The sequence below is a fragment of the Reichenbachiella sp. genome, assembly GCF_033344935.1.
Taxonomy (GTDB): domain Bacteria; phylum Bacteroidota; class Bacteroidia; order Cytophagales; family Cyclobacteriaceae; genus Reichenbachiella.
On sequence record NZ_JAWPMM010000001.1, the window covers coordinates 2,603,117 to 2,626,617 of the forward strand.

Annotated in this window: 21 protein-coding genes; 6 read left to right on the plus strand and 15 right to left on the minus strand. The window is 38.8% G+C overall.

Annotated elements, in window-relative coordinates; all coding sequences use genetic code 11:
- The first annotated feature begins 282 nt into the window (after positions 1-282).
- Complete coding sequence (locus tag R8N23_RS11390) at positions 283-3,327, plus strand: VPS10 domain-containing protein (RefSeq protein WP_318171722.1); 3,045 nt, start codon at positions 283-285, stop codon at positions 3,325-3,327.
- A gap of 126 nt (positions 3,328-3,453) precedes the next feature.
- Positions 3,454-3,987 carry a TlpA disulfide reductase family protein gene (locus R8N23_RS11395; RefSeq protein ID WP_318171723.1) on the plus strand — a complete coding sequence of 178 codons (534 nt, stop codon included), beginning with the start codon at positions 3,454-3,456 and terminating at the stop codon, positions 3,985-3,987.
- Between the two features lie 12 nt (positions 3,988-3,999).
- On the opposite strand, the gene R8N23_RS11400 is transcribed toward R8N23_RS11395, so the two are convergent.
- From R8N23_RS11400 to R8N23_RS11470, 15 genes are all read right to left on the minus strand, one after another.
- Positions 4,000-4,290, minus strand: coding sequence for a hypothetical protein (locus R8N23_RS11400; RefSeq protein WP_318171724.1), 291 nt, complete (start codon positions 4,288-4,290; stop codon positions 4,000-4,002).
- A gap of 91 nt (positions 4,291-4,381) precedes the next feature.
- Positions 4,382-7,537: a hypothetical protein gene (locus R8N23_RS11405; protein ID WP_318171725.1), complete on the minus strand. Its 3,156-nt coding sequence runs from the start codon at positions 7,535-7,537 to the stop codon at positions 4,382-4,384.
- A gap of 93 nt (positions 7,538-7,630) precedes the next feature.
- The gene (locus tag R8N23_RS11410; protein WP_318171726.1) at positions 7,631-8,329 is read right to left on the minus strand and encodes a sulfite exporter TauE/SafE family protein; all 699 of its coding nucleotides are present in this window, start codon (positions 8,327-8,329) and stop codon (positions 7,631-7,633) included.
- On the minus strand, positions 8,329-8,763 hold the full coding sequence (locus R8N23_RS11415) for a FixH family protein (protein WP_318171727.1): 435 nt from the start codon (positions 8,761-8,763) through the stop codon (positions 8,329-8,331). The genes R8N23_RS11410 and R8N23_RS11415 overlap by 1 nt, the downstream gene beginning before the upstream one ends.
- On the minus strand, positions 8,760-10,175 hold the full coding sequence (ccoG, locus tag R8N23_RS11420; protein WP_318171728.1) for a cytochrome c oxidase accessory protein CcoG: 1,416 nt from the start codon (positions 10,173-10,175) through the stop codon (positions 8,760-8,762). Before ccoG ends, R8N23_RS11415 begins: the two co-directional genes overlap by 4 nt.
- A gap of 4 nt (positions 10,176-10,179) precedes the next feature.
- Complete coding sequence (locus R8N23_RS11425) at positions 10,180-11,076, minus strand: cbb3-type cytochrome c oxidase N-terminal domain-containing protein (RefSeq protein WP_318171729.1); 897 nt, start codon at positions 11,074-11,076, stop codon at positions 10,180-10,182.
- A gap of 4 nt (positions 11,077-11,080) precedes the next feature.
- Positions 11,081-11,254 (minus strand): cytochrome C oxidase Cbb3, encoded by a 174-nt coding sequence (locus R8N23_RS11430; RefSeq protein ID WP_318171730.1) that lies wholly within the window; start codon positions 11,252-11,254, stop codon positions 11,081-11,083.
- Positions 11,255-11,266: 12 nt separating this feature from the next.
- Positions 11,267-13,384, minus strand: a complete 2,118-nt coding sequence (gene ccoN, locus R8N23_RS11435) for a cytochrome-c oxidase, cbb3-type subunit I (protein ID WP_318171731.1) — start codon at positions 13,382-13,384, stop codon at positions 11,267-11,269.
- A gap of 164 nt (positions 13,385-13,548) precedes the next feature.
- Positions 13,549-13,716 carry a PLD nuclease N-terminal domain-containing protein gene (locus R8N23_RS11440; RefSeq protein ID WP_318171732.1) on the minus strand — a complete coding sequence of 56 codons (168 nt, stop codon included), beginning with the start codon at positions 13,714-13,716 and terminating at the stop codon, positions 13,549-13,551.
- Between the two features lie 7 nt (positions 13,717-13,723).
- Positions 13,724-14,560, minus strand: coding sequence for a universal stress protein (locus R8N23_RS11445; protein WP_318171733.1), 837 nt, complete (start codon positions 14,558-14,560; stop codon positions 13,724-13,726).
- Positions 14,561-14,566: 6 nt separating this feature from the next.
- Positions 14,567-15,409 (minus strand): universal stress protein, encoded by an 843-nt coding sequence (locus R8N23_RS11450; protein WP_318171734.1) that lies wholly within the window; start codon positions 15,407-15,409, stop codon positions 14,567-14,569.
- A gap of 99 nt (positions 15,410-15,508) precedes the next feature.
- Positions 15,509-16,867 carry an oxygen-independent coproporphyrinogen III oxidase gene (gene hemN, locus R8N23_RS11455; protein ID WP_318171735.1) on the minus strand — a complete coding sequence of 453 codons (1,359 nt, stop codon included), beginning with the start codon at positions 16,865-16,867 and terminating at the stop codon, positions 15,509-15,511.
- Between the two features lie 82 nt (positions 16,868-16,949).
- Positions 16,950-17,120, minus strand: a complete 171-nt coding sequence (gene ccoS, locus R8N23_RS11460) for a cbb3-type cytochrome oxidase assembly protein CcoS (protein WP_318171736.1) — start codon at positions 17,118-17,120, stop codon at positions 16,950-16,952.
- Complete coding sequence (locus R8N23_RS11465) at positions 17,117-19,507, minus strand: heavy metal translocating P-type ATPase (RefSeq protein WP_318171737.1); 2,391 nt, start codon at positions 19,505-19,507, stop codon at positions 17,117-17,119. Before R8N23_RS11465 ends, ccoS begins: the two co-directional genes overlap by 4 nt.
- A gap of 42 nt (positions 19,508-19,549) precedes the next feature.
- Positions 19,550-20,104: a universal stress protein gene (locus R8N23_RS11470; RefSeq protein ID WP_318171738.1), complete on the minus strand. Its 555-nt coding sequence runs from the start codon at positions 20,102-20,104 to the stop codon at positions 19,550-19,552.
- 34 nt (positions 20,105-20,138) lie between these two features.
- Between R8N23_RS11470 and R8N23_RS11475 the strand changes: the two genes are divergently transcribed.
- The 4 genes from R8N23_RS11475 to bcp are packed head-to-tail and all read left to right on the plus strand — an operon-like array spanning position 20,139 to position 23,372.
- A complete protein-coding gene (locus R8N23_RS11475) occupies positions 20,139-21,506 on the plus strand; it encodes a PAS domain-containing sensor histidine kinase (RefSeq protein WP_318171739.1) in 1,368 nt (455 codons plus the stop codon).
- Positions 21,499-22,557, plus strand: coding sequence for a response regulator (locus tag R8N23_RS11480; protein WP_318171740.1), 1,059 nt, complete (start codon positions 21,499-21,501; stop codon positions 22,555-22,557). Before R8N23_RS11475 ends, R8N23_RS11480 begins: the two co-directional genes overlap by 8 nt.
- 13 nt (positions 22,558-22,570) lie before the next feature.
- Entirely contained in the window at positions 22,571-22,897 is a 327-nt protein-coding gene (locus tag R8N23_RS11485) for a TraR/DksA family transcriptional regulator (protein WP_318171741.1), read from the plus strand.
- 25 nt (positions 22,898-22,922) lie between these two features.
- Positions 22,923-23,372: a thioredoxin-dependent thiol peroxidase gene (gene bcp / locus R8N23_RS11490; RefSeq protein ID WP_318171742.1), complete on the plus strand. Its 450-nt coding sequence runs from the start codon at positions 22,923-22,925 to the stop codon at positions 23,370-23,372.
- Positions 23,373-23,501 lie beyond the last annotated feature (129 nt).

Genomic DNA, 23,501 nt, shown 5'->3' on the forward strand with positions numbered 1-23,501 from the left:
TCTAGAATTCTTATTATTGTTAAGATTTCAACTGGTTATGTCTTGGATATGAGTACATAACCTCAACTATATAACCACGTGCAAACGTGGTTTTTTTGTGCCCTTCTGTTTATCACATTTATTATCCGTTTATCAGATTAGAGTCTAGCTTCAGTAAAGAATGGTTATTTTAGTTATGTAAAAAAACATTAATCCATGCGAAATATCTTAACAACCCTGAGCTTAGCTTTACTTTCCTATTTTTCGTGCGCACAAGACATTGACATGTCTTTAATGAAAGGCATGAAAATACGTAATATAGGACCTGCAGGTATGAGCGGAAGAGTTACTGCTATTGATGCGGTACATGCCAATCCAGATATAATTTATATAGGTACAGCCTCTGGTGGGGTATGGAAGTCCGAAGGCGGCGGTGTGACTTGGATCCCAGTTTTTGAAAAAGAAGCAGTTGCCTCTGTTGGTGCTTTGGCTATTGATCAGTCTAACCCAGATGTGATCTGGATTGGTACAGGTGAAGGTAACCCGAGAAATAGTGCAACAAGTGGCGCTGGAGTCTATAGGACACTCGATGGAGGTGCAACATGGCAATTGATGGGACTGGAAGGTACCAGAAATATTCATAGAGTAATTATAGATCCTAGAAATTCAAATGTCATTTATGTGGGTGCACAAGGATCGGCCTGGGGTGAAAGTTCAGACAGAGGAGTATACAAATCTATGGATGGAGGTAAATCATGGAAAAAAATATTGTACACCAATTTAAAAACAGGAATTGGAGAATTGGTCATGGACCCAAATAATCCGAATAAGTTATTTGCAGCCATGTGGGAGTTTAGAAGATGGCCGTGGTTTTTTAAATCTGGGGGTGAGGGCTCTGCGCTGCATGTTACTTATGATGGAGGCGAGACTTGGAAGAAGTTGACCAATGAAGATGGTTTGCCTGAAGGTGAATTAGGTCGAATGGGATTGGCCATTTCAAGAAGTAATCCTAAAGTGGTGTATGCCTTAATAGAATCAAAAAAGAACGCACTATACAAATCTGAAGATGGAGGAGTAAAATGGAAGAAGGTGCAAGACAAAGAAGTGGGTGGTCGACCATTTTACTATGCAGAAATAGCCGCAGATCCATTGAATGAAAATCGATTGTATAATATTTATTCTGAGGTAGGGTTAAGCGAGGATGGAGGGAAGACATTCTCAACACTATTGGGCTGGAATCCTACGCGTGTGCATGGAGATTACCATGCTATTTGGATTCATCCTACAGACCCTTCTTTGGTTATTATAGGCAATGACGGCGGACTGGCGATTTCTAGAGATAGAGCGAAGACGTTTAGATTTGTAGAGAATCTACCTGTAGGTCAATTCTATCACATTTCTACCGATAATCAAGTGCCTTACAATATTTATGGTGGCATGCAGGATAATGGTTCCTGGATAGGGCCATCTAATTCACTCAGAAATGGAGGTATCAGAAACAGTTATTGGGACGAAATAGCTTTTGGTGACGGATTTGATGTGGTGCCTGATCGCTCTAATCCTCGATATGCATTTGGTATGTGGCAAGGGGGTAATGTGTTGTATATAGATCTGGAAACTGGTGAGTCACAGTATATTAAGCCTGTTCATCCAGATGGTAAAAAATTGAGGTTTAATTGGAATGCCGCGATAGCGCAGGACCCAACGAATCCAGACGTAGTTTACTACGGTAGCCAGTTCGTACACAAGAGTGTTGATAAAGGACAGAATTGGACCATTATTTCTCCTGATCTTACCACCAACGATCCGGCCAAACAAAAAAGCAATGAAAGTGGCGGACTAACTATGGATGCCTCTGGGGCGGAAAACTTCACTACCATTTTGGCTATTTCTCCATCACCAATTGATGATCAGGTATTATGGGTGTCTACTGATGATGGCAATATCCAATTGACCAAAGATGGAGGAAAGACATGGACAATTCTGAATAGTAGAATCAAAGGCTTAAAATCAGGCGCTTGGATGCCTCAAGTGAAAGCATCTAAATACAACGCAGGGGAAGCCGTATTGGTCGTCAATGACTACAGGAGGGATGACTGGACACCGTGGTTATACCGTACGACAGATTTCGGTAAAACCTGGGAAAGGTTGGTTGATGATCAGGATGTGTCAGGCTACGTTTTAAGTTATGTTCAAGACCCTGTAGAACCTAATCTCATGTTCGTAGGTACTGAGTTTGGTTTGTATGTTTCATTCAATGCTGGACAATCATGGAATCAATGGAAAGAAGGGTATCCTACGGTCTCTACCTATGATTTGGATATTCAGGAAGAATTTGGAGATCTAGTGATAGGTACCTTTGGACGATCCATTTGGGTGCTGGATGATATTCGTCCGTTAAGAGCCTTGGCTAAAGAAGGGACTTCTTTGCTCAGTAGAAACATTTATGCATATGAAGCTGCGGATGCCTACCTGTGGAGTCGAAAAGAGGCAGCGGGTACCAGGTTTCAGGGTGATGCTATTTATAAAGGTGACGACAAGGCCAATGGTGCACTCTTGACTTATTCGCTAAAGAAAACATCTAAACAAGACACTACAATCAAATCGGATACTGTGTGGATCAAAGTATTTGATGCTTCTAATAATGAAATCAGAAAAACTTTTACCGTAGGTAAGCAGGGCATGAATCGTTACAATTGGGACATGTGTAGAAGAGGATTTCGCTCTACGACTACTGCTAAACCAGAAAAGGAAATTCAGGATGTTTCGGGACGCTGGGTTCTTCCCGGAAAGTATGGGGTGCAATTCAAATGTGGTAATGATTCTGTGATGACTAGTGTGTTGATCAAAAAGGATCCAAGAATAGACATTACAGAAGAAACAATGGCCAAGAATGCTCAAACGCTAGATCAGATCACTAAATATCAAATGTTGGCTACTATGGCCATTGATCAATTAAATGAAGCCAATAAGAGCATTGAACTAACGCTGGCTGCTATGAAAAGACAGAGTGTAGCAAACGATAATATCACGAGTACAGCTAAAGAGTTGAAGAAAAAAATTAAATCTCTCAAAGAATTGATCAACGATAAAGAGGACCTTCAAGGCTTTATCGATGGAGGACACATTATTTCAGGTAAACTATGGACAACAAGTTTCTATTCTCAACTCTATAGTATGAACAACTCGTCACAAGAATTAGCTGCCAATCAATTGAAATCACAATTGGATGGGGTACTCACTCAAACCAATACGTTTTTTGAAAATGAATGGCTAGAATTTCAAAAGAATGTTGAAATGCTGAATTTGAGTTTGTTTCAGCCTTATGAAAAACTAGAATTAGAATAAGGCAGTTTCTCCCGAGTTGATTTTGTTTTATTTGTTCACGTGATATTCCTTTTGGAAGAATTATATTTAATGCTGAATTGAGCCGGTTGAAATCATTTTGGCTTAGTTTTTGGCTAACATACGACTATGAAACAACTACTTATACTTTCTCTTGCTCTGGTTTTGATGGGTTCTACTGATCCTACTTTTAAGGTTGGGGAAGTGGCGCCTGACATTGCTTTACCGAATATGAATGGTGAAATCGTGAAATTATCTTCACTGAGAGGGCAAATGGTATTTATTGATTTTTGGGCGTCGTGGTGCAAACCTTGTCGAAAAGAGAATCCACGAATTTTAGCAGATTACCTGAAGTATAAAGATGAAGAATTTGAAAATGGAACAGGTTTCACCGTATATGGCGTCTCGTTAGATAAGAAAAAAGAGGCCTGGGAAAAGGCAATAGCTAAGGATAGTCTGATTTGGGATACACACGTCAGTGATTTGAAAGGCTGGAAGAATGAAGCAGCTATTGCCTATGGAATATCCAGTGTGCCAATGAGCTACCTAATTGATGGGGATGGCGTGATAGTAGCTGTAAACCCAAGAGGGGATAAACTAGAAAAGGAACTTAAAAAGAACCGGAAGTCCGAGTCCTGGTTTAAGTCCCTTTTCGGTAACTGAACTTGGTAGCGCTTAAAAACTAGCTTTGGCGCGAATTCTTGAAGCTTTCAGAGCTTCTATTGTCTGAGCTCTTACTGCTGCAGAACCGCCGCATGCATCTGCAACTTCATCCTCAGTTTTATATTCTACACCGTCATATGTGTATGTGCAGCATGAATCGTCCGCACAAGTACAACATGATGTTGCTGTCTCATTTGTACAAACTGGAACCGGATCACAGGATTCTTCATCATCATCACCACATGAACTAATAGTGACAACTGAAAGAGATAGTAGGAAGTATAGAAATAAATGCTTTTTCATGTTTGTATTTTTTGATATAATCTATTTTAAAGATAATGATATAAAAGAATATTTATTGTGTAATAAATGTCGAAGAATCTAGATTATTTTTTTACATTTCTTCAGCACCAGTCTCAAAGTTGAACCATTTTGGGTGGAAGGCCAATCTTAATGATCTTTCTTTTGTAAATACGATCGTTTTCATTTTATCTCTATCCTTTACATTGTCAATACCATTCTTGTAATCACCTTTATGTCCTGTTGCTTTAACTCGAATCATTTTCACTTTTTTAGATTCAGAATCATCCTCTAGACTAGACGCTTTCTTTTTTCCTAAAACTTGTCCCAAATTAACCCCTACATGATACCTGTAGTCTTCACCAAAGCTCTGCATTCCAAGCATATCTATATCAAATAAACTACTTACAATATAGGTTCTAGGTACGTAAATGGCGTCGTTAAATATAAACATGTGAGTATCAATTGTCTTGAAGCTTAATGTATCTAAATTATCTATTTTTGGAAGGTCTTCGGCAAGTAATTGAACAGGAGGGTAATGGTAAATACCTCCGTCATGAAACTTGAGGTCACAAGTCATCATCATTTCAGGATAAATTAATGAGTCGCCTATCATCTTAAACTTTAAGAAGAAATTGTCTGAAGATACAATGCCATTAATTTGTTCATAAGTCATCTCATCTTGATATAGATTTTTCATTTCTTTCATCAATCTTCGAACATCTAATTCTACGATGTTTCCTTTCATTTCAACCTCCATTTCATCTTCAGGTTTCATATGAACTTTTATAGATGAAATGGTCTCACCTCCAAACCCTTTGAATTTGAGTTGATCGATAGTATAAACGGTATCGTTGACGTTGTAAAGTGCAGAAATGTCTTTCAGTATGGCGTCTTCATACTTCATGTCTGTAATGGCCAACTTTCCTTTTACCTCATTGTTGGACATATTCATTTCCAGCTTGGTGGTTAGATTATTTACCGTGGCGGTTTTACCATACTGCGTTTGTCCTACTTTGACATTGCTTTTGATGAGTTTGTTGGCATCGTTGATATCGTAACTGGCTTCAATGTCTTTGATCGTCGTTTCATCATATTTAAAGCTTTTCACGAAGGCTTGCCCGGTGACCTCATAGTTCCATAGGGGAGGTGTAGATTCTGTTTCTTCTGTGGTTGTTGATTCTTCTTCAGACATGAGTGCACCCAACATCTTATAATCAATATCACCAAGCTTATAGATGCCATCTACTTTCAACGTTCCTGGTTTGTTTCTGAGGGTAGTGTTGAAGGCATTCTCTACTGTAGTATTAATATCAAACGAAATGCCTTGATACCCGCCTTTTAGATCGTTTACCGATATATTGTGATCAGCTTTGGTGACTTTTCCACTCAGATTTTTAACATTCATCAAAGTGTCTTTCATGTGGAGATTGACCTGCTTGAATGTTAAATCAAAATTGGTGTTGTCGTACATGATGGCTTCAATTTCACTATCCTCCATCTTCTCAATATTTAACTTGCCTTTGGATTGAATAGAGGCCTGTATCGTACCGCTCATGTCATTGACTAGGGTGTCTGAAGTAAAACGTTTGATTTGAGCCAAATCCATGTCTAATTTGTTGTTGATTGCAAACTCTAGGTATTTGAGCTGATCCAGTTTAGCAGAGCCATCAATCGATCCTTCCGCAGTAGCCAAGTGAAATCTCGGAATGTCAATAGTCATAGTTTCTGGTGCCAACGGATCACCTTCAAATCTCATGTCTATATTGTTTTTTATGAGGTTGATTTTATGGTCTGCCAGATAGGCACTTAAATCGATCAACTTAATGCTGCGGTCTGAATAGCTTAGTTGTCCAGTCATTCCTCTCAAGTCTACAGATTCATCCATTTTCAGTTTGAACTGATTGAAGCTGATATTAGCAGATGTATTGGTTAGCACAGATTGTACAAAGTCACTGGTTACGGAGTCAGGAGCAATACCTTTGGTCGCGAGTTGCAGTTTTATTTTCCCTCCAATGTCCCGAGCTATTGAATCGGGAACTATGTACTTAGAGGCATCCAGATCCAAGTCTAAGCTTGAATTGATGTTGTATCTGACTTTATCGAGGTTGTTAAAGTTGCCGCTTAAGTTTATTCTGCTTCCACTTATGCTGGCTACAAATTCCGATAACTTAATTGCTGTTGTGGCATTATTGTTTTGCGATCCGTTGGTGATTTCTGTATCAATTCCAATATTATAAATCAATGGATAATCTTCATATTTCAAGCTACCCTGATTGTATTTGATGGCCACTTCGTAGTGAGGAAGTTCTTCTTCTCCTATAATGCCTTGAACATAGGCTTGAACCGTAAGGCTCCCTGAAATTTGATTGATGCCATTTGATTTTATAAGATCACCAGGCGCATATTTGGTTAGTTGAGCCAGGCTTGGTGCATTGATCTCTGTATTTAAGTCAGCATACATCTGATCTCCAATGATCAGTTTTCCTTTGGTTGATAGATTGAGTTCGTTGGTTTGTAGGGCAAGTGATTCAATTTCTAAAGTGTCGGATTTAAATGTTAGGTTAATTGACAAATCAGCCTTTTCCAGTCTGTCTAGTTGCGTGTCCTGAACAAAAAAATCAGTGACTTCTAAGTCACCTCTAAAATGTGCGAAGGTCTTTGGGTCTTTTAGGCGTACTGCACCATTGATTTCTGGGATGTAAACCTTGCTTTTGATCTTTTGTTGATCATCCTTGTATATCAGGGTGAAGTTGTTAAGTCTTATGCCTTCAGCTGTTAAATCCAAAGGTTCTCCTTCGACTTCTTCCTCAACAGCAAGGGTATCAGAACTCATTAAAAAATCGAAGTTGGTGCCACCTAGTGAATCAATTTCATACTTCACAAATGCATCTTCCAATTCTACTTTTCGAATGGTGAAAATCTCATTCAATAAATCACGCGTATTCACACTTATAAAAAGGTTATTGACTTTAGCCAACGTGTCCACTGCGAGTATTTCGTTGTTATCACCCCATTGATAAGCACCTAACCAAAGTCCTTCAAACTGAATGCTGGCCAACGGGAAATCTTTGATCAATGAAAAGTTGACATCTTTTGTAGCCATAGGGGCATTAAAAGTCTGACTCAATTCATCCAAAGCATATTTTGTAATTCGGTCTTGCAGCAACCATCCAGCCACTACTAGTGAGAATAACAAAATAAGAAAGGTAAGTAAGCTGATCTTGAGAACTTTTAGAAATTGCTTCATGAAGTCTGTCTTGTTGGTTGTTGAAATTATACTTCAATTTAATTCGATTTCGATAAACGAGGCGAACCTGAATGAAATATTCTTGTTATTAAATCACTCGCAGACCGTAATGTCTGCAGTTGGGTATAGAAAAGAAATGGCTGGGCTCAAGTAGGGGATATCCAGGTTTAGCCCCCTAATGATCAATAGACAGCCCAAAGTGAAAATGAAAACCGTGGATAGTTTGTTTAGGCTAATGAAAGAAAGCTTTTGAAGGGCTCTGCCTGATATAGCCACCAACAGCATGGCGGGGAAGGTGCCTAACCCGAAGATGATCATGTATTTGGCGCCTTCCATAAAACTAGCAGTGGCTAATGCTCCAGCAACTGCAGCATAGACTAAGCCACAAGGAAGAAACCCATTCAATATACCCAGTAGAAAAGTGCCAGATAGTTTGGTGGTACGAAGCCACTTGGACAGTCTTTTTTTGAGACCCTGAGCTAAAGCCTGCATGGGTTGATACACTTTTCCTCTGACCGAACTAGAAACGGCCAAGGCCACCATGATCATAAATAAGCCCATACCTATGGAGAACGCTTGCTGATATCCTCCAAAAGACACCAGCTCACCCAAAAGGCCAAATAGCAATCCAATAAATGCGTAAGTAAATACTCGACCGATGTTGTGCAAAATCCGACTGATCAGGAACTTGGATAATGAGGATTGACCAGAGAGAGCCAAAGCAATCGGCCCACACATGACCACGCAATGGAGACTACCTACAAATCCAAGAAACAAGGCAGTCCAATGCATTATAAGACTATTTTTTGTTCGAAGAAGTATTCTTTGTCGCTAGTTTTCCAGTTCAGTTTGGTTTTCCATAAGCCGGTGCCAAATAGAGAAACTGGAAAAGTTTGGCGATATTCAGTATCTAATTTGATTTCTATTTTCTTATCGAACTTGTGGTCTGAGGGTCTGAAAAAATGAATTTCACCATTTTTCATTTGTTCAGCTACTTCGCTTGGAAAGCTTAATACAATTTGACTGCCATCCCTTGTAACCGTTGGTTTGTAGGGGAGACTTTCAAAATTTCTAATCCTATTCATTTGGTCTTCATAGGCCAATTCCTCTTCGTAATAATTAACAGCCACCAAATTCACATCATGTTGCATGGAGATGTAGACCATGGTAATAATTACTCCTGCAAATAGCACAAACGCCAATACAATACTCTTTCCCCAATTCATGGTTTCATTTTTACAGGTCCTAAGAACTTAGTGTCGATCTGGTCAATCATTTCACCATTTTTATACACGCCAATATCTACACTGGATTTTGTCTTTGTGATGTTGGTAGTAGGCATTTTTATGAAAAATACACCTTCATACTTGTCATTGGCTGGAATTATAATTTTTTGCGTACCCACTCGGTCGATATGTGCTCCTTTCAAATTCAACACTTTTAGTTCCAATTCCATCTCTTCAAATGTCTTATTTACAAATTGAATATTGTAGAGATTTGATATTTGTCCATCATCTGTTTTTTGATAGAGCGTACCTGGCACTTTCAGTACTGTGATTTCTACATCAGAGCGTGAAACCAGCATGAAAGATAAAAACACCATCATGGCCAACAAAACAATAGAATAACCTGCCACTCTTGGCGTGAATAGTTTTTTCTGGCCAGTTTCGATAGCAGTATGAGACGACAATCTGATCAACCCTTTAGGTTTATTGATTTTAGTCATGACCTCATCACACACATCCATGCAGGCGGTACAATTCACACATTCGAGTTGAGTGCCGTTACGAATGTCTATACCAGTAGGGCAGACGTGTACACAGAGCTTACAGTCAATGCAGTCACCAGCATCCGTTTTTGACTCAGCCTTTTTCAACTTGGATCTGGGTTCGCCTCTGAGCCAATCATACATGACTGCCATGGTCTCTTTCACGATCAAAACACTTTGTAACCTGCCGTAGGGACAAACGACCGTACAGGCTTGTTCTCTGAAATAAGCAAATACCCAGTAGAAAATTCCAGTGAATACAGCCAGTCCAATAAAACCACTCATGTTAGCCGTAGGAGGCTGAGATACAATTTCTTTGACTTGTTCGACCCCAATTAGATAAGCCATCACCGTGTGTGATATGAGAATGGAAAACGCTAGGTAGATAAAGTGTTTTAGGGACTTCTTCCAAATTTTTGAAGCGTTCCATGGTGCAGCATTCAACTTTCTTTGCTGATTGGCGTCTCCCTCAATCCAGTATTCAATCTTGCGGAAAACCATTTCCATGAAGAGCGTTTGCGGACAAGCCCATCCACACCATACGCGACCGAATGCCACAGTAAATAAAATGATGAAAACGAAAAATGTGACTGCAAGTAAAGCCAGTAAAAAGAAATCCTGGGGCCAGAATGCCTGCCCCAGGATTACAAATTTTCGTTCAAATATGTTTAGAAGAAGTAAGGGATGTCCTCCGATTTCTATAAAAGGACCGGCGAACAACAATCCCAAAAGAATTACTGTAACTAGAATTCTGTAGTTATGGAATTTACCCTTTGGTTTTTTAGGATAGATCCATACTCTCTTACCCGATTCATCAACCGTGGATATCGTGTTCCGATATTCTTCTTCAAACTCATAGTGGTTTTCCATTCTGTTATTCTGCTGGGCTTTCTTCTATTACTTCAGCTTTATAAAGTTCACCTTGAGGCGCCTTGGCATTAGGAGGGTTTGTACCTTTTAACGTTTCAATATAAGAAGCAACATCATTCATTTTGCTAGGAGAGAGCACATCACCCCATGCAATCATTCCTTTGTCCGGTACCCCATTTTTTATGGTATTGTAAATGTCTTGTATACTTCCACCATGCAACCAGTAGTCATCAGTCAAGTTCGGGCCAATGCCACCTTCTCCAGCTGCTTTATGACAAGCTACACAATTTCGCTCGTACACTGTTTTTCCACTAGCCAAAACCGCAGGGTCATCAGAAAATGCAATGTTTGATTCATCGATTGTGCTTCCGGCTTCTGCTTCGCTCATATTAGCTTGTGCTTCCGCCATCGCGATTTCATATTCTTGAGTTTGTAATGGCAAAGATCCACTGATATGGTACATGAACATATAAATGACTGCAAATACGATGGAAGCATAAAACATGTATTTCCACCAAGGGGGTAAATGATTATCCAATTCTTTAATGCCATCGTAGTCGTGGTCCAACACAATAGTGGCTTCCTTTTCAATCGGAACGGCATCAGTTAAACCGGCATAAAACTTAGACCATGCGCTAGGCTCTTCCACGTATTCTACTCCTTTTTCTTTGGCTCTACGTATGGCATCTTCTCGTACCATTACCTGTAAAATGACTAGCAAGTAAAAAGCTACTAGTAATACCAAAAGCATGACTACCAAAACCAATACAATCATGATTTTTGAAGCGTCGATTGACTCAAAAGTAGATGCAACTTCGCTTTGGGCAAAAGAAGCAGGGCCTGTCAAGAGCAACATCAAAAAAGCTCCCATTCCCTTTATGTATGTTTTAAATTGATTCATGTGATTAAGATTTAGGGGTTTTATTGATTGGAAGATTTTTCATTTCATCAATGTATGAATTATTCACTCCTTTGAATACCCACCAGAGCAATCCAACAAAAAAGATGAAAAAGATAGATAAGGAAATAATTGGCCATATCGCCACACCATTTACCTGTTCGAAATAGTATTTAAACATAATGACCTCCTTTTATTCTTTAACAGTTATATCCTTACCCAATCGCTGTAGATAAGCGATGAGTGCAATGATTTCAGCATCACCAGAAATCTCTACATCTTCCGCCGCCAAATTACCTGTTATGGTTTTAGCTTGTGCTTCCAAATCGCTATTCGCAGTTTCTTCATAGCCTTCTGGATACGGAACGCCTACGGTTCTCAGTGCAGTGATTTTCCCTGCTGTCAAATCCTTGTCGATCATTTGCTCGAACAACCACGGATATGGAGGCATGATAGATCCTTCTGATACTTGTGCCGGATCCAGCATATGATAAAAATGCCATGAATCAGATTTCTTCAGTTTTCCAACTCCTTCTCTTGCCAAATCTGGACCGGTACGTTTTGAACCCCATAAGAATGGGTGATCATATACAAATTCGCCAGCTTTTGAATATTCACCATAACGTTCAGTCTCGGATCTAAAAGGTCGGATCATCTGAGAGTGACAGTTGTTGCACCCTTCTCTGATATAAATGTCACGACCGTGTAATTCAAGTGGTGTGTATGGTTTTACAGAAGCGATAGTAGGGACGTTAGATTTAATCAAAAATGTCGGTACCAGTTCGATGATTCCACCAATGAGGATGGCGACTAAAGAAAGTGTGGTGAAAATAACTGGCTTTCTTTCCAATACACTGTGCCAGTGGCCCCCAGTGATTTCTTTCTTTTCTAAAGCAGGTGCCTCAGCTTCTTCATCACTTACAAATGACCCGATACCTGCGGTTTTAATCAAGTTGTAAATCATGATAAGCACACCAATAAGGTACAAACTGCCACCAACGGCACGAAGCATATACATGGGTAAGATTTGAACTACAGTTTCAAGGAAGTTTTTGTAGACCAAAAATCCTTCAGCATCAAACTGCTTCCACATAGATGCTTGGGTAATACCAGCCACGTATAGCGGTAGAGCATAAAAAATGATACCCAATGTGCCTAGCCAGAAATGGGTGTTAGCCAAATTTCTTGAGTAAAGTTCTGTCTTCCACATCTTTGGGACCAACCAATAGAACATGCCGAAGATGATGAAACCATTCCACCCAAGTCCACCTACATGTACGTGTGCCACGATCCAATCGGTGTAGTGAGCAATGGCACTTACATTTTTAAGAGAAAGCATTGGGCCTTCGAATGTAGCCATTCCGTAAGCAGTTACAGCCACTACCATAAATTTCAGAACAGGATCTTCGCGAACGCGATCCCAAGCACCTCTAAGCGTTAAAAGACCATTTAACATTCCGCCCCAGGATGGTGCGATAAGCATGATAGAGAAAACCACGCCGAGTGATTGCGCCCAATCAGGTAATGAAGTATATAGTAAATGGTGAGGTCCTGCCCAGATATAAATAAAAATCAAAGACCAAAAGTGAATGATCGAAAGTCGATAGGAGTATACCGGTCTATTGGCTGCCTTAGGAAGGTAGTAATACATGATCCCCAAAAACGGCGTAGTAAGGAAAAATGCTACGGCATTGTGACCATACCACCACTGTACTAATGCATCCTGTACACCAGCATACCAAGAGTAACTCTTAAATAAAGTCACTGGGATTTCCATTGAATTGACAATATGCAACACAGCAACAGTTACAAACGTGGCGATATAAAACCAAATAGCCACATACATATGGCGCTCACGTCTTTTGATAATAGTACCGATCATATTGATGCCGAACACCACCCAGATCAGGGTAATGGCAATATCAATAGGCCATTCAAGTTCAGCATACTCCTTACTCGTTGTATATCCCAAAGGAAGAGTAATAGCTGCGGCAAGTATGATCAATTGCCAACCCCAGAAATGAATCCAGGAGAGCATGTCGTTAAACATTCGGGTTTTCAGCAATCGCTGCATCGAATAGTAGACTCCTGCAAACATGGCATTACCAACAAAGGCAAAGATCACTGCATTGGTATGCAACGGCCTGACTCTACCGAAAGTGGTGTATTGCAAGTCAAAATTGAAAGCTGGATAAAACAACTGAATGGCAGCAGTAAGTCCTGCTAACATAGCCACCACTCCAAAAACAATGGAGGCAATGGTAAAGTACTTGACAATTTTATTGTCGTAACTGAATTTTTCGAGTTCCATATGAGGCAATTGATTTTATAATTTGAGGACTAAATTAGGTTACTATTTTAGGTCTGAGAATTTTTTAAATCATTCAAAAACATGATTAAAATCATGTATAATTTTTTTCATAAATTCATTTGTCAAAAAAACGTATTGATGAGCTCTATTTCTTGTTTTTTCATTCACTTTTTATGCTTAAACCAATAGACTATTGGTCCCAGAATAGGCAGTAGAATGACAATGGCGAACCAAATAACTTTTTGATCATTTTTGAGATTGCTTTTGGCCACAGATACAAGCGCCCAAATGGCGAATGCGGCTGCTATCACTGCAATTAATGTTGTGTTCATCGTTGTGTCATTTTTCGTGTATGGTCATCATTGGTTTATCCGTTTTAGAAGCCATGGCTTTGGTATGACTTTTATTAATCATTCGGTCTAACACAGAGTGATTTTTTGGTAACATAAAAAGCATATCTAAGTGTAAGTCATTGATGGCTTCCATTAGTATTTCTTCTAGTTTTCTGTTATCAGTAAAAGTGTGATACGATTGTTTTAAACCATTAAAATAATTAGAAATACTCAATTTAATGTCATCATAAACAAAAAGCTTATGTTGCTTGGATGTCACATTCAAAAAACAGAGCTGAGAAAAATTAACTGTAGCAAAATCCCTTAAGGGCGCTAGAATTTCTGGGTCGTCAAAATCTGAATAATCTATTGCTACTCCAAGTTTTTTAAAATTTACTGACTCACAGGATTCAGGAATAACTAATACAGGAATTTTGGCTCTATCAATCATGTCCATGCTATTACTTCCAATGAGTTTAGTCAGCCAGCCATGTTGAGACTTGGTTCCAGTCACAATCAAATCACATTCGTTTTGTACGGTACAACTATATATAGCATTATGAAGTGGGGCGTTGTATTTGGAATTGACCACTTCGATGTCCTGAATGTCATTGGACGAAGTCAATTTTTCAAATTGTCCATCAAGTTGTTCATGATACTCCTGAAGGAGTGGTTGAATAATGGATGCTGCACCCACTGCTTCGGCATGCAAATGAGGCATATGAGTTACAGATACCACCTGAATGGAAGCCCCGGCTTTTTTTGCTAAAACTAGGGCCGTTCGAAAGGCATTTTCTGCACAAGGGGAGTAGTCCATTGGGACCAATATTTTATTAATCTTCATTGCTTACTATTTAATGCTACATGTCCAAACTGGGATAGTGGCATGGTTGACAACATCTTCTGCCACACTGCCGACAAATAAGTGTACTAGACCTTTATGGCTATGCGTACTCATACCAATCAAATTGGCCTTTATTTGCCAACTGAAAGAAAGAATGCCCTCTTCTGGTTTAAAGGCTTTGGCAATATGTACTTTATAGTTTTTTAGTTGATTCTTTTGAGCAATTGCCTCTAATCTTTCCTTTCCGAGATCTTCATTCACAGAATTATATGGAGTGTCCACCCATACCAAATGAAGTTTTGCATTTAAGAGATTTCTAAAATCATTGAAGGCTTTGAGCACCTTGTGGTGTGTTTCATCCAGGTCGGTGGCGAATACAACATCTTGTATCGTTGTGATGTCACCTTTTTTATGAATGGCGAGAACTGGACAATGAGCATTTCTTACAATTTTCTCTGTATTTGATCCTACCAGTAGCTCTTTCAAACCGGTGGCACCTTTTGTGCCCATAATAATCAGGTCGGCATTCAGTTCTTCAATCTGAGCAGTGATTCCGTTGTATGCATTTCCCATTAAAATGATCTCATGAACTTCGGCTTTACCTTCATAAGATTGAAGCACGGACTTGATTTTTTCATTAGCTTTTTTAATTAACTCAAGAGTGAAGATTTTATCCATTTGCTCATCGGCCTCTACTTCACCGGTTACGTTGAATGTTGAGGCCAGTGGATATTCAATCACATGAATGAGTTTAATCTTAGCCTTAGTCTTTTGGCTAAGCTGTACAGCAAAGTCCAGGGCTGCTTCTGCATATGGACTGAAATCGTATGGAACTGCTATTGTTTGCATGACTCTAATGTTTGGTTATTTAAAGACAGTACTAAGTTAGGATACTGTTTAGGAGGTTCATCTGAGTAAACTCAACCCAAAAAATGATTTAGATCATACTTAGATAGTGAGGCTAAACTTCTTCGATTTTTCAGATTCATTCCATAAATAAATGTCCAAGGCCATACAGGCATTTCTAACGAAAGGCATTCCTTTTTTTGTTATCTCAATGCACCCTGGTTCAAAAGTTACTAGGTCATCTGCTATCATTTCTTTAAGCCTAGGCTTCACTTCATCAAAGAGTTCGGCGTTCACATCTGCGAGATCCCAGTGTGTTTCAAACTGACACATCAAATTGGTGATATGTCTTCTTACAAAGGCTTCTTGTTGGGTTAGGATATGAGTTTTTATGATTGGAAATTCTTTATTCTCGATAGCTTTTTTATATACTTCAACTTTTTTCTCATTTTGACCATACCCCAGCCAGGAGTCACCTATAGCAGATACTCCAAGTCCTATAGATAACAAGCTGTGGTTGGTCGTATAGCCCATGAAATTTCGATGCATCGTGCCATTGTTAGCGGCTAAATTCAAGGAGTCATCAGGCAAAGCAAAATGATCCATACCTAGTTCTTTATATCCAATGTCTAGGAGTAACTGTTTGCCCAACTCGTATAATTTTCTTTTTTCGTCATTGTTCGGCAAGTCTTTTTCTGTGAACATCCTCTGGCCAGGTTTCACCCAAGGAACGTGCGCATAACTATAAAATGCAATCCGATCGGGTGTCAGTTTTTGAACCTTCTCAAAGGTGTCCTGAATGCTGTTTTGAGTTTGTAACGGGAGACCGTAGATGAGATCGAAGTTGATGGATTTATAACCAATGGCTCTTGCTTGATCCACGACCTTTTTCACTTGTTCAAAGGTTTGAACTCGATTGATGATTCGCTGAACTTTTGGGTCGAAATCCTGAATGCCAAAGCTTACTCGTCGAAAGCCTTGGTCATACAACACTTTCAAATGTTCTTCGGTAGTATTGTTTGGATGTGCTTCGAACCCAAATTCTGCATCTTTACGAATTACCGAAGTCTGCCGAATTCCATCAATTAACCCAGCTAAATTTTCTGGGCTGAAGAATGTTGGCGTACCGCCACCCAAGTGAATTTCTGTAATTTCTGGTACATCCTCGAATAGGTCCAGATATAACTTCCACTCTTTCAATACAGTATCAATATAGGGTTTTTCAACAGCATGATTGATGGTGATTCTAGTGGTACAACCACAATAGGTGCAAAGACTTTCACAAAAGGGTAAGTGGATATAGAGACTTATGCCTTTATCATTATTAGTAAGGTTAAAGGCATTTTTGATTTGTGCTTTCCAGCCGTCTAAGTCGAGTTCTTCTTTCCAGAATGGTACAGTAGGATAACTCGTATATCTGGGGCCTGGTATATTGTATTTGCGGATCAGTGAAGTTGCCATGTTTGATTTTTGTTTGATGGCAAATCAACTAGAGTCCTTGCGAACTTCTAAAGGACTCCATCACGTCAAAACATGATCTGTGTCATTTGTTTTTGGAGGCAGTCGATGATTTTGGTTTGTCATCGTATAGAATTCTCATGGCGGGAGAGTCGGTATCTTCATACTGATCTGATTTGACCGACCAGATAAACAAGATTAGAAAAACCAAGGCAATCACTAAACTGACAACGATAAGAATAACCAGAATTTTCATGCCTTCAATTTTAATCTGTGACTTACAAATTTAACCCCCAAGGTAGATAAAGCAACTACAGATATACTACTGATAGGCATTAGAATAGCTGCAATAACAGGGGTAATGTAACCGGCTACGGCTAATGATAGACCAACAATATTATATAAAAAGGAGAGGACAAATCCGCCCCAAATTATTTTTCGAGATTGATTAACGAGAGACAAGAATTTTGGCAACTGTGTAAGCTGGTCTCCTAGTACAATGATGTCGCTGGCGGGTGTAAAACTGGCTACGTTTTCTGCTACAGACAAGCCAACAAAACTACGTTTCAAAGCTCCGGCATCATTAAGTCCATCGCCTATCATCATTGTTTTTTGTTCGCTTTCAAAGGATTCTATAGCACGAAGCTTATTTTCTGGACTTTGGTTGAAGCTAATTTGTGTTCCTTGAGGAAATAAAGAGGATAAACGATCTCGTTCGGCTTCATTGTCACCTGATAGTACAGCCATGACGAATGTTTGACTTAGCTGTTCGATCATGGAAGATAAGCCCGTGCGATACGAAGTTCGAATCAAGAAGTGACCAATGACCTCTTGATCTAAACTGACTGCTATTACTGCACCTCCGGAAGTGTCTACGGATAAACCAACAAATGAAGGCGATCCCATTTTTATTCCTTTCCCATTTACGAGAGCTGATATTCCTTTTCCTTTTTCTTCCTTATAATCTGTTACATCGTTTGCGCGATTATAATTTTTCAGGTGCTTTGCCAATTGTAAACTCAAAGGATGTACGGATTGTGAGGCCAGAGATCTTATACTACTTTTCTCTTCCTCGTTTAATTCTCTACCTATCCATTCCACTTTTTGATTTGAGCCAGTGGTGATAGTTCCAGTTTTGTCAAAAACGATTTTTCTCACTTGCCATAGCTTTTCTATGACATGTGTGCCTTTCAAATACATCTTGTGTAAGCCTAAAGTATTCATAGTAGCGTTGAGTGTAAAGGGAGTAGCCAAGGCCAAGGCGCACGGACATGCCACTATCAATACAGAAGAGACTACAAATAAGATTTTTGAGCTGTCGACCACAGACCAATAAATACCGGAAACAAGTGCAATCAATAGAACGATCGGAGTGAAGTATCTACTGATTTGATCAATCAATGAAGGTGTAGCAGGATCAGTGTTTTCAAATGAAGAGTGGTTCCATAATTGCGTCAGGTAGCTCTGTGATACCGGTTTGATTACAGTCATCTGTACAGCCGAACCTTTGATTTTTCCTCCAGCATAAATTTTAGATCCTTCGTGCATCGTATTAGGGATTGATTCACCAGACACAAAGCTGTAATCTACCAATGCTTCCTTACTCATCAAGATGGCATCACAAGGAACAATTTCTTCGTTTCGAACCTCTATTAAATCATTCACTTCTAGTAGAGAGACCAACGTGCTTGTTTTGTTTTCTCCATCAACCTTCTGAATAGCAAGAGGAAAGTAAGACTTAAAACTCCGGTCAAAAGTGAGCCCTTCATAAGTTTTGCCTTGTACCCATCGGCCGATTAAAAGAAAGAATACCAAAGCAGACATGGAGTCTAAGTATCCGGACCCAGTGGCGCTAATAATTTCATAGAGACTCCGTCCATAAAGTGCCATAATTCCAATGGCTATGGGTAAATCAATATTAAGTAACCGTTTGCGTAAGCCACCTAATGCCGAAATGAAAAACTCGCTAGAGCAATAAAAAAGTACTGGAATGGACAACCCCAAGCTTATGTAAGTGAAGTATTGAATAAACTCCGAGTCTATTTCAATCCCCAGATAGTCTGGAAAGGCCAGCAACATGATGTTTCCGAAACAGAAGCCTGCAATTCCAATTTTTAAGTCTCGGGTGGTGTTCTTTTGAGTTGAGGTTGAATTTTTAGCATCCAAGGAAATTTCAGGCTCATAACTCAATTGATAGAGCAGGTCGGCAATGCTTCTTAAGTTAGTCTTAGAAGGATTGTAATCTATAGTCAGTTTCTTTTTAGAGAAATTAATTTTAGAAACGATAATTCCATGATCAAACCTACTGATGTTTTCTAATAACCAAATACAGCTACTGCAATGAATAGAAGGGATGCTAAAAGTGATTTTGGCCAGTTGATCGGATTTGAAGTCAAGTAAATGATCCACTACTTCTTCGTTGTCTAGAAATAGATATTTATCCTTGATGAAATGGCTTAATTGATTGCCAGGATTTTTTTCAAAACTGTAGTATTCACAAAGGTCATTTTCTGATAAAAGTTCGAATACGGTTTGACAGCCGAAGCAGCAAAAGGCATGGTCATTGTGCCAAAGAGGTTCTGACTGACAGTCTTCACCACAATGATAGCAGATGGTCTTATTTTGTGTAATGTTCTGGCTCAAGCGTTTCTAGTAAGATAGATGGAGATTAAGGTAGTGAAATCCTTAGTCTGGTGCAACAGTAAAAGATAGTTTTGGATTTTCTCGAATCCTTAGAAGACAATCATTCCAACGGTCAAAAAAATCTTCTTTGGAAATATCTTCATTAAACAGTAGGGATTTTTGGTTCGTATCTAATTTTTCAGACACCAATTTGATTGGTGAGCAGTCCAACTTGATAAGGTCAGCCAGTTGTTCGTTTTTTTTACTTCCGTTTATGGCGTATAAAACGAGGTCAATTTTGTTTTGTCGGCACAGACTCCGGATACAGTTGACTGTAAAGCCAACTTCCATTTTAAATTCTACCTGATTCTTGTTTTTAGAAAAGTCTAGATCAGCACTAAATGTACTATAAGTTTTAAGCAGTTTATTTTCAATTGACTTTTTCCATTCGACTGGAGAATCTCTTTGGTCAGGAAAGTCATCCGCAATGAGCCTGTAAGCATGAAGAAGTACCAGATGGTCATTTTTATATTCTTCAGCCTCTAATGCATATTTTACAACTCCCCACGAGGCTTTTGAAAAATCAATTGGCACAAGTACATTACGGACTGAAATCATAGAGTTAGTTTCATTTTAAATTCAAAATTAGTCTGTGCATCAGCCTTATGAAGCGGCAACGATCAAGACATTTTATGATTTAAATCAGTTTTTTGGAAGGGACGAAAGTTTACTTTTGAAGACGAAAGGAAGACGATTGATGATAGATAAGCATACCAATACTTTTAGAAATATTTTTTACTCCTGTGTGGAGGGAATTTTACTGGTGAATAAGGGTAAAATAACCTTAGCCAATCCACAGAGTCATGAGTTGTTTGGATACGATGAAAATGAGCTTGTAGGTATGAGTATCGAAGAATTAATGCCCAAAGAAATTCGTAAGAATCATGTGAAACACCGTACCACCTACGCCGAAAAACCAGAACCTAGACAAATGGGAACTGGAAGAGATCTGGTGGCACTAAAAAAGGATGGGAGTACATTTCCTGTTGAAATAAGTTTGAATGTGGCGGAGGTTGATAATGAAGAAGTCACCATTGCACATGTCATCGACATTACAAAAAGAAGAGAAGCAGAAATAGAGCTCAAGAGAAGTGAAGAGCAGCTGTTGATCTATGCCGCAGAACTGGAGCAAAGAGTGCTGGATAGAACTAAAAAACTAAATGCAGCAATCGAAGAATTACAAAAGTCTAACATGGATCTGGAAATGCAGATTAAAGAAAGAGTTAAGGCGGAAAACGAAGCTCGGATAGCATTAGAAAAGGAGAAAGAGCTCAATGAATTAAAGACAAGATTTGTATCTATGGCTTCTCATGAGTTTAGAACACCTCTTAGTGCTATTCTTTCTTCCGTATCTCTGATAGGAAAATACATAACCGATGAGAACAGGGATAAAAAGCTTAAACACATCAATCGTGTCAAATCTAGTGTGGGTGAGCTGACAGGAATTTTGAATGATTTTCTTTCTATGGATCGATTGGATGCTGGAAAGTTGACAGTTTCAGCTAGGGAGCTATTGATTTGTGATTTTATTCATGAGATAGCAGATGAAATGCGTGAACTGATGAAAAAGGATCAGATCTTGGATCTGAAGTGTAAGACACCAGATGGTATTTTTCGCACGGATTCTCAAATATTAAAACAAGTATTAGTTAATTTATTATCCAATGCCATTAAGTACTCCCCAGAAGGAAAACAAGTTACTTTGGATGTTGAGATAGACAAAAAAGAGCTTACGATCAAAGTAGTTGATCAAGGAATAGGTATTCCTACGGAAGATCAAAAACATCTCTTTGATAAGTTCTTTCGAGCCAATAATGCTTCACATATTCAAGGTACTGGCTTGGGATTGAATATTGTAAAAAAGTACCTCGAATTGATAGATGGAACGATAGCCTTTGAAAGTACAGAAGGGCAGGGGTCTACATTTGTATTAAAATTAAATGCCATTAAAAATGAATAAAATATTGTTGATTGAGGACAATGTCGAGGTTAGAGAGAATACAGCCGAAATTTTAGAACTGTCTGGCTATGAGGTGACTACTGCCTGTGATGGAAAAGATGGTTTGGAGAGATTGAAGGAATTTAAACCAGATTTAATCATTTGTGACATTATGATGCCCGTGCTAGACGGATATGGTGTACTGCACATTATTTCAAAAAACCCGTCAACAGCTCATATTCCTTTTATATTTCTTACTGCAAAGGTTGAAAAGTCAGACCTTAGAAAGGGGATGAATCTTGGGGCTGATGATTATCTCACAAAACCCTTTGATGATATTGAATTGTTGGGAGCTGTGGAAGCTCGTTTAAAAAGAAGTAAACAGATTCAGAATGAATATGATGCTAATATTTCGGGTCTGGATAGTTTCTTTAGTGATGCTAAAGAAATTGAAAGTCTAAAACAACTTTCGAAAGAAAAACGCATCAGACATCACAAGAAAAAAACGAACCTTTACTATGAAGGTGATTACCCCAACTACCTTATATTCATTAACAAAGGAAAAATCAAGACTTATAAGACCAACAAAGATGGTAAAGAGTTGATCACGGGTCTATATGGTGCAGGGGACTTTATAGGTTTCAATGACCTCATTACTCAATCAGATCACAGTGATTCCGCCATGGCTATGGAAGATAGTGAGTCTTACTACATTCCTAAAGAAGATTTTTTGCAGTTGATCTATAAAGATCGATCAGTCGCATCCAGATTTATAAAGATTTTATCTGGAAACCTAAAGGATCAGGAAGAAAAGATGCTCCATATAGCCTACAACTCTGTGAGACAGCGCGTAGCAGAAGCTTTGTTAACAGTTCAGAAAAATTATGGTTCTGAAAACAAAAAGTTTCAGTTTTCCAGAGAGGATCTTTCCAATATTGTAGGCACCTCACCTGAATCTGTGATTAGAACCTTATCAGATTTCAAGAAGGAGGGACTGATCGAGATTAAATCGAATCAAATTACCCTGATAGATATTGATGAATTAAGTACAATAATATCCAGGGGGTATTGATCAAAACCGGACCATGAAATTTGATAAAAAAGAAGTCCAAAGTTTGATACAAGGCGAGATCAAGAAAGTTCAAGATAACATTTTAGTACTCAAAGACTTGACTAAGCCCATAGCTCCTGAAAATGCCATTGGCCGTGTGAGTCGAATGGATGCAATAAATAACAAGAGTATTAATGAAGCTTCGTTGCGAAAAGCTGAAGAAAAGCTAGACAAACTGAAGGTAGCATTATCCAAAATAGATGATAATGACTTTGGTATTTGTGTACGTTGTAAACAGCCAATTCCTGTAGGTAGATTCATGCTAGTACCTCAATCAAATAAGTGTGTAAATTGTGCCTGATTTTCACATGCAAAAATAAATTATTATGAGTGTACAAGTAGGAGATAAAGCCCCTGAGTTTGAAGCCAAAATTCAAAATGGATCTAGTATAAAGTTATCAGATTATTTAGGTAGGAAGGTAGTACTCTATTTCTATCCGAAAGATAACACGCCAGGATGCACCGCTCAATCATGTAACCTTCGGGACAACTATGAATTGTTGCAGAAACAAGGCTATGTGGTGCTTGGAGTAAGTCAGGATAGTGAAAAATCGCATGTAAAATTTAAAGACAAGTTCGAACTCCCATTCGACTTGATTTCAGATCCGGATCACGCAGTTCACAACCTGTATGGTACATGGGCACTCAAGAAACTATACGGAAGAGAATACATGGGTACAGTTCGTACCACATTTGTGATTGATGAAAAGGGTGTAATTGAGGAGGTGATTAGTAAAGTGAAAACTAAGATCCATACCGAGCAGATTTTAAAATAGCGTTAATATTCTGTTTTTAAGAATTCTCATTATTCTAGGTGAAAATACTTAGGTTTTTTGCCTATTATTGTAATATTTTCATGAGAAACTAGTTCAAAGTTTCTCTTTTCATCCAGCGCTTTTAATGTA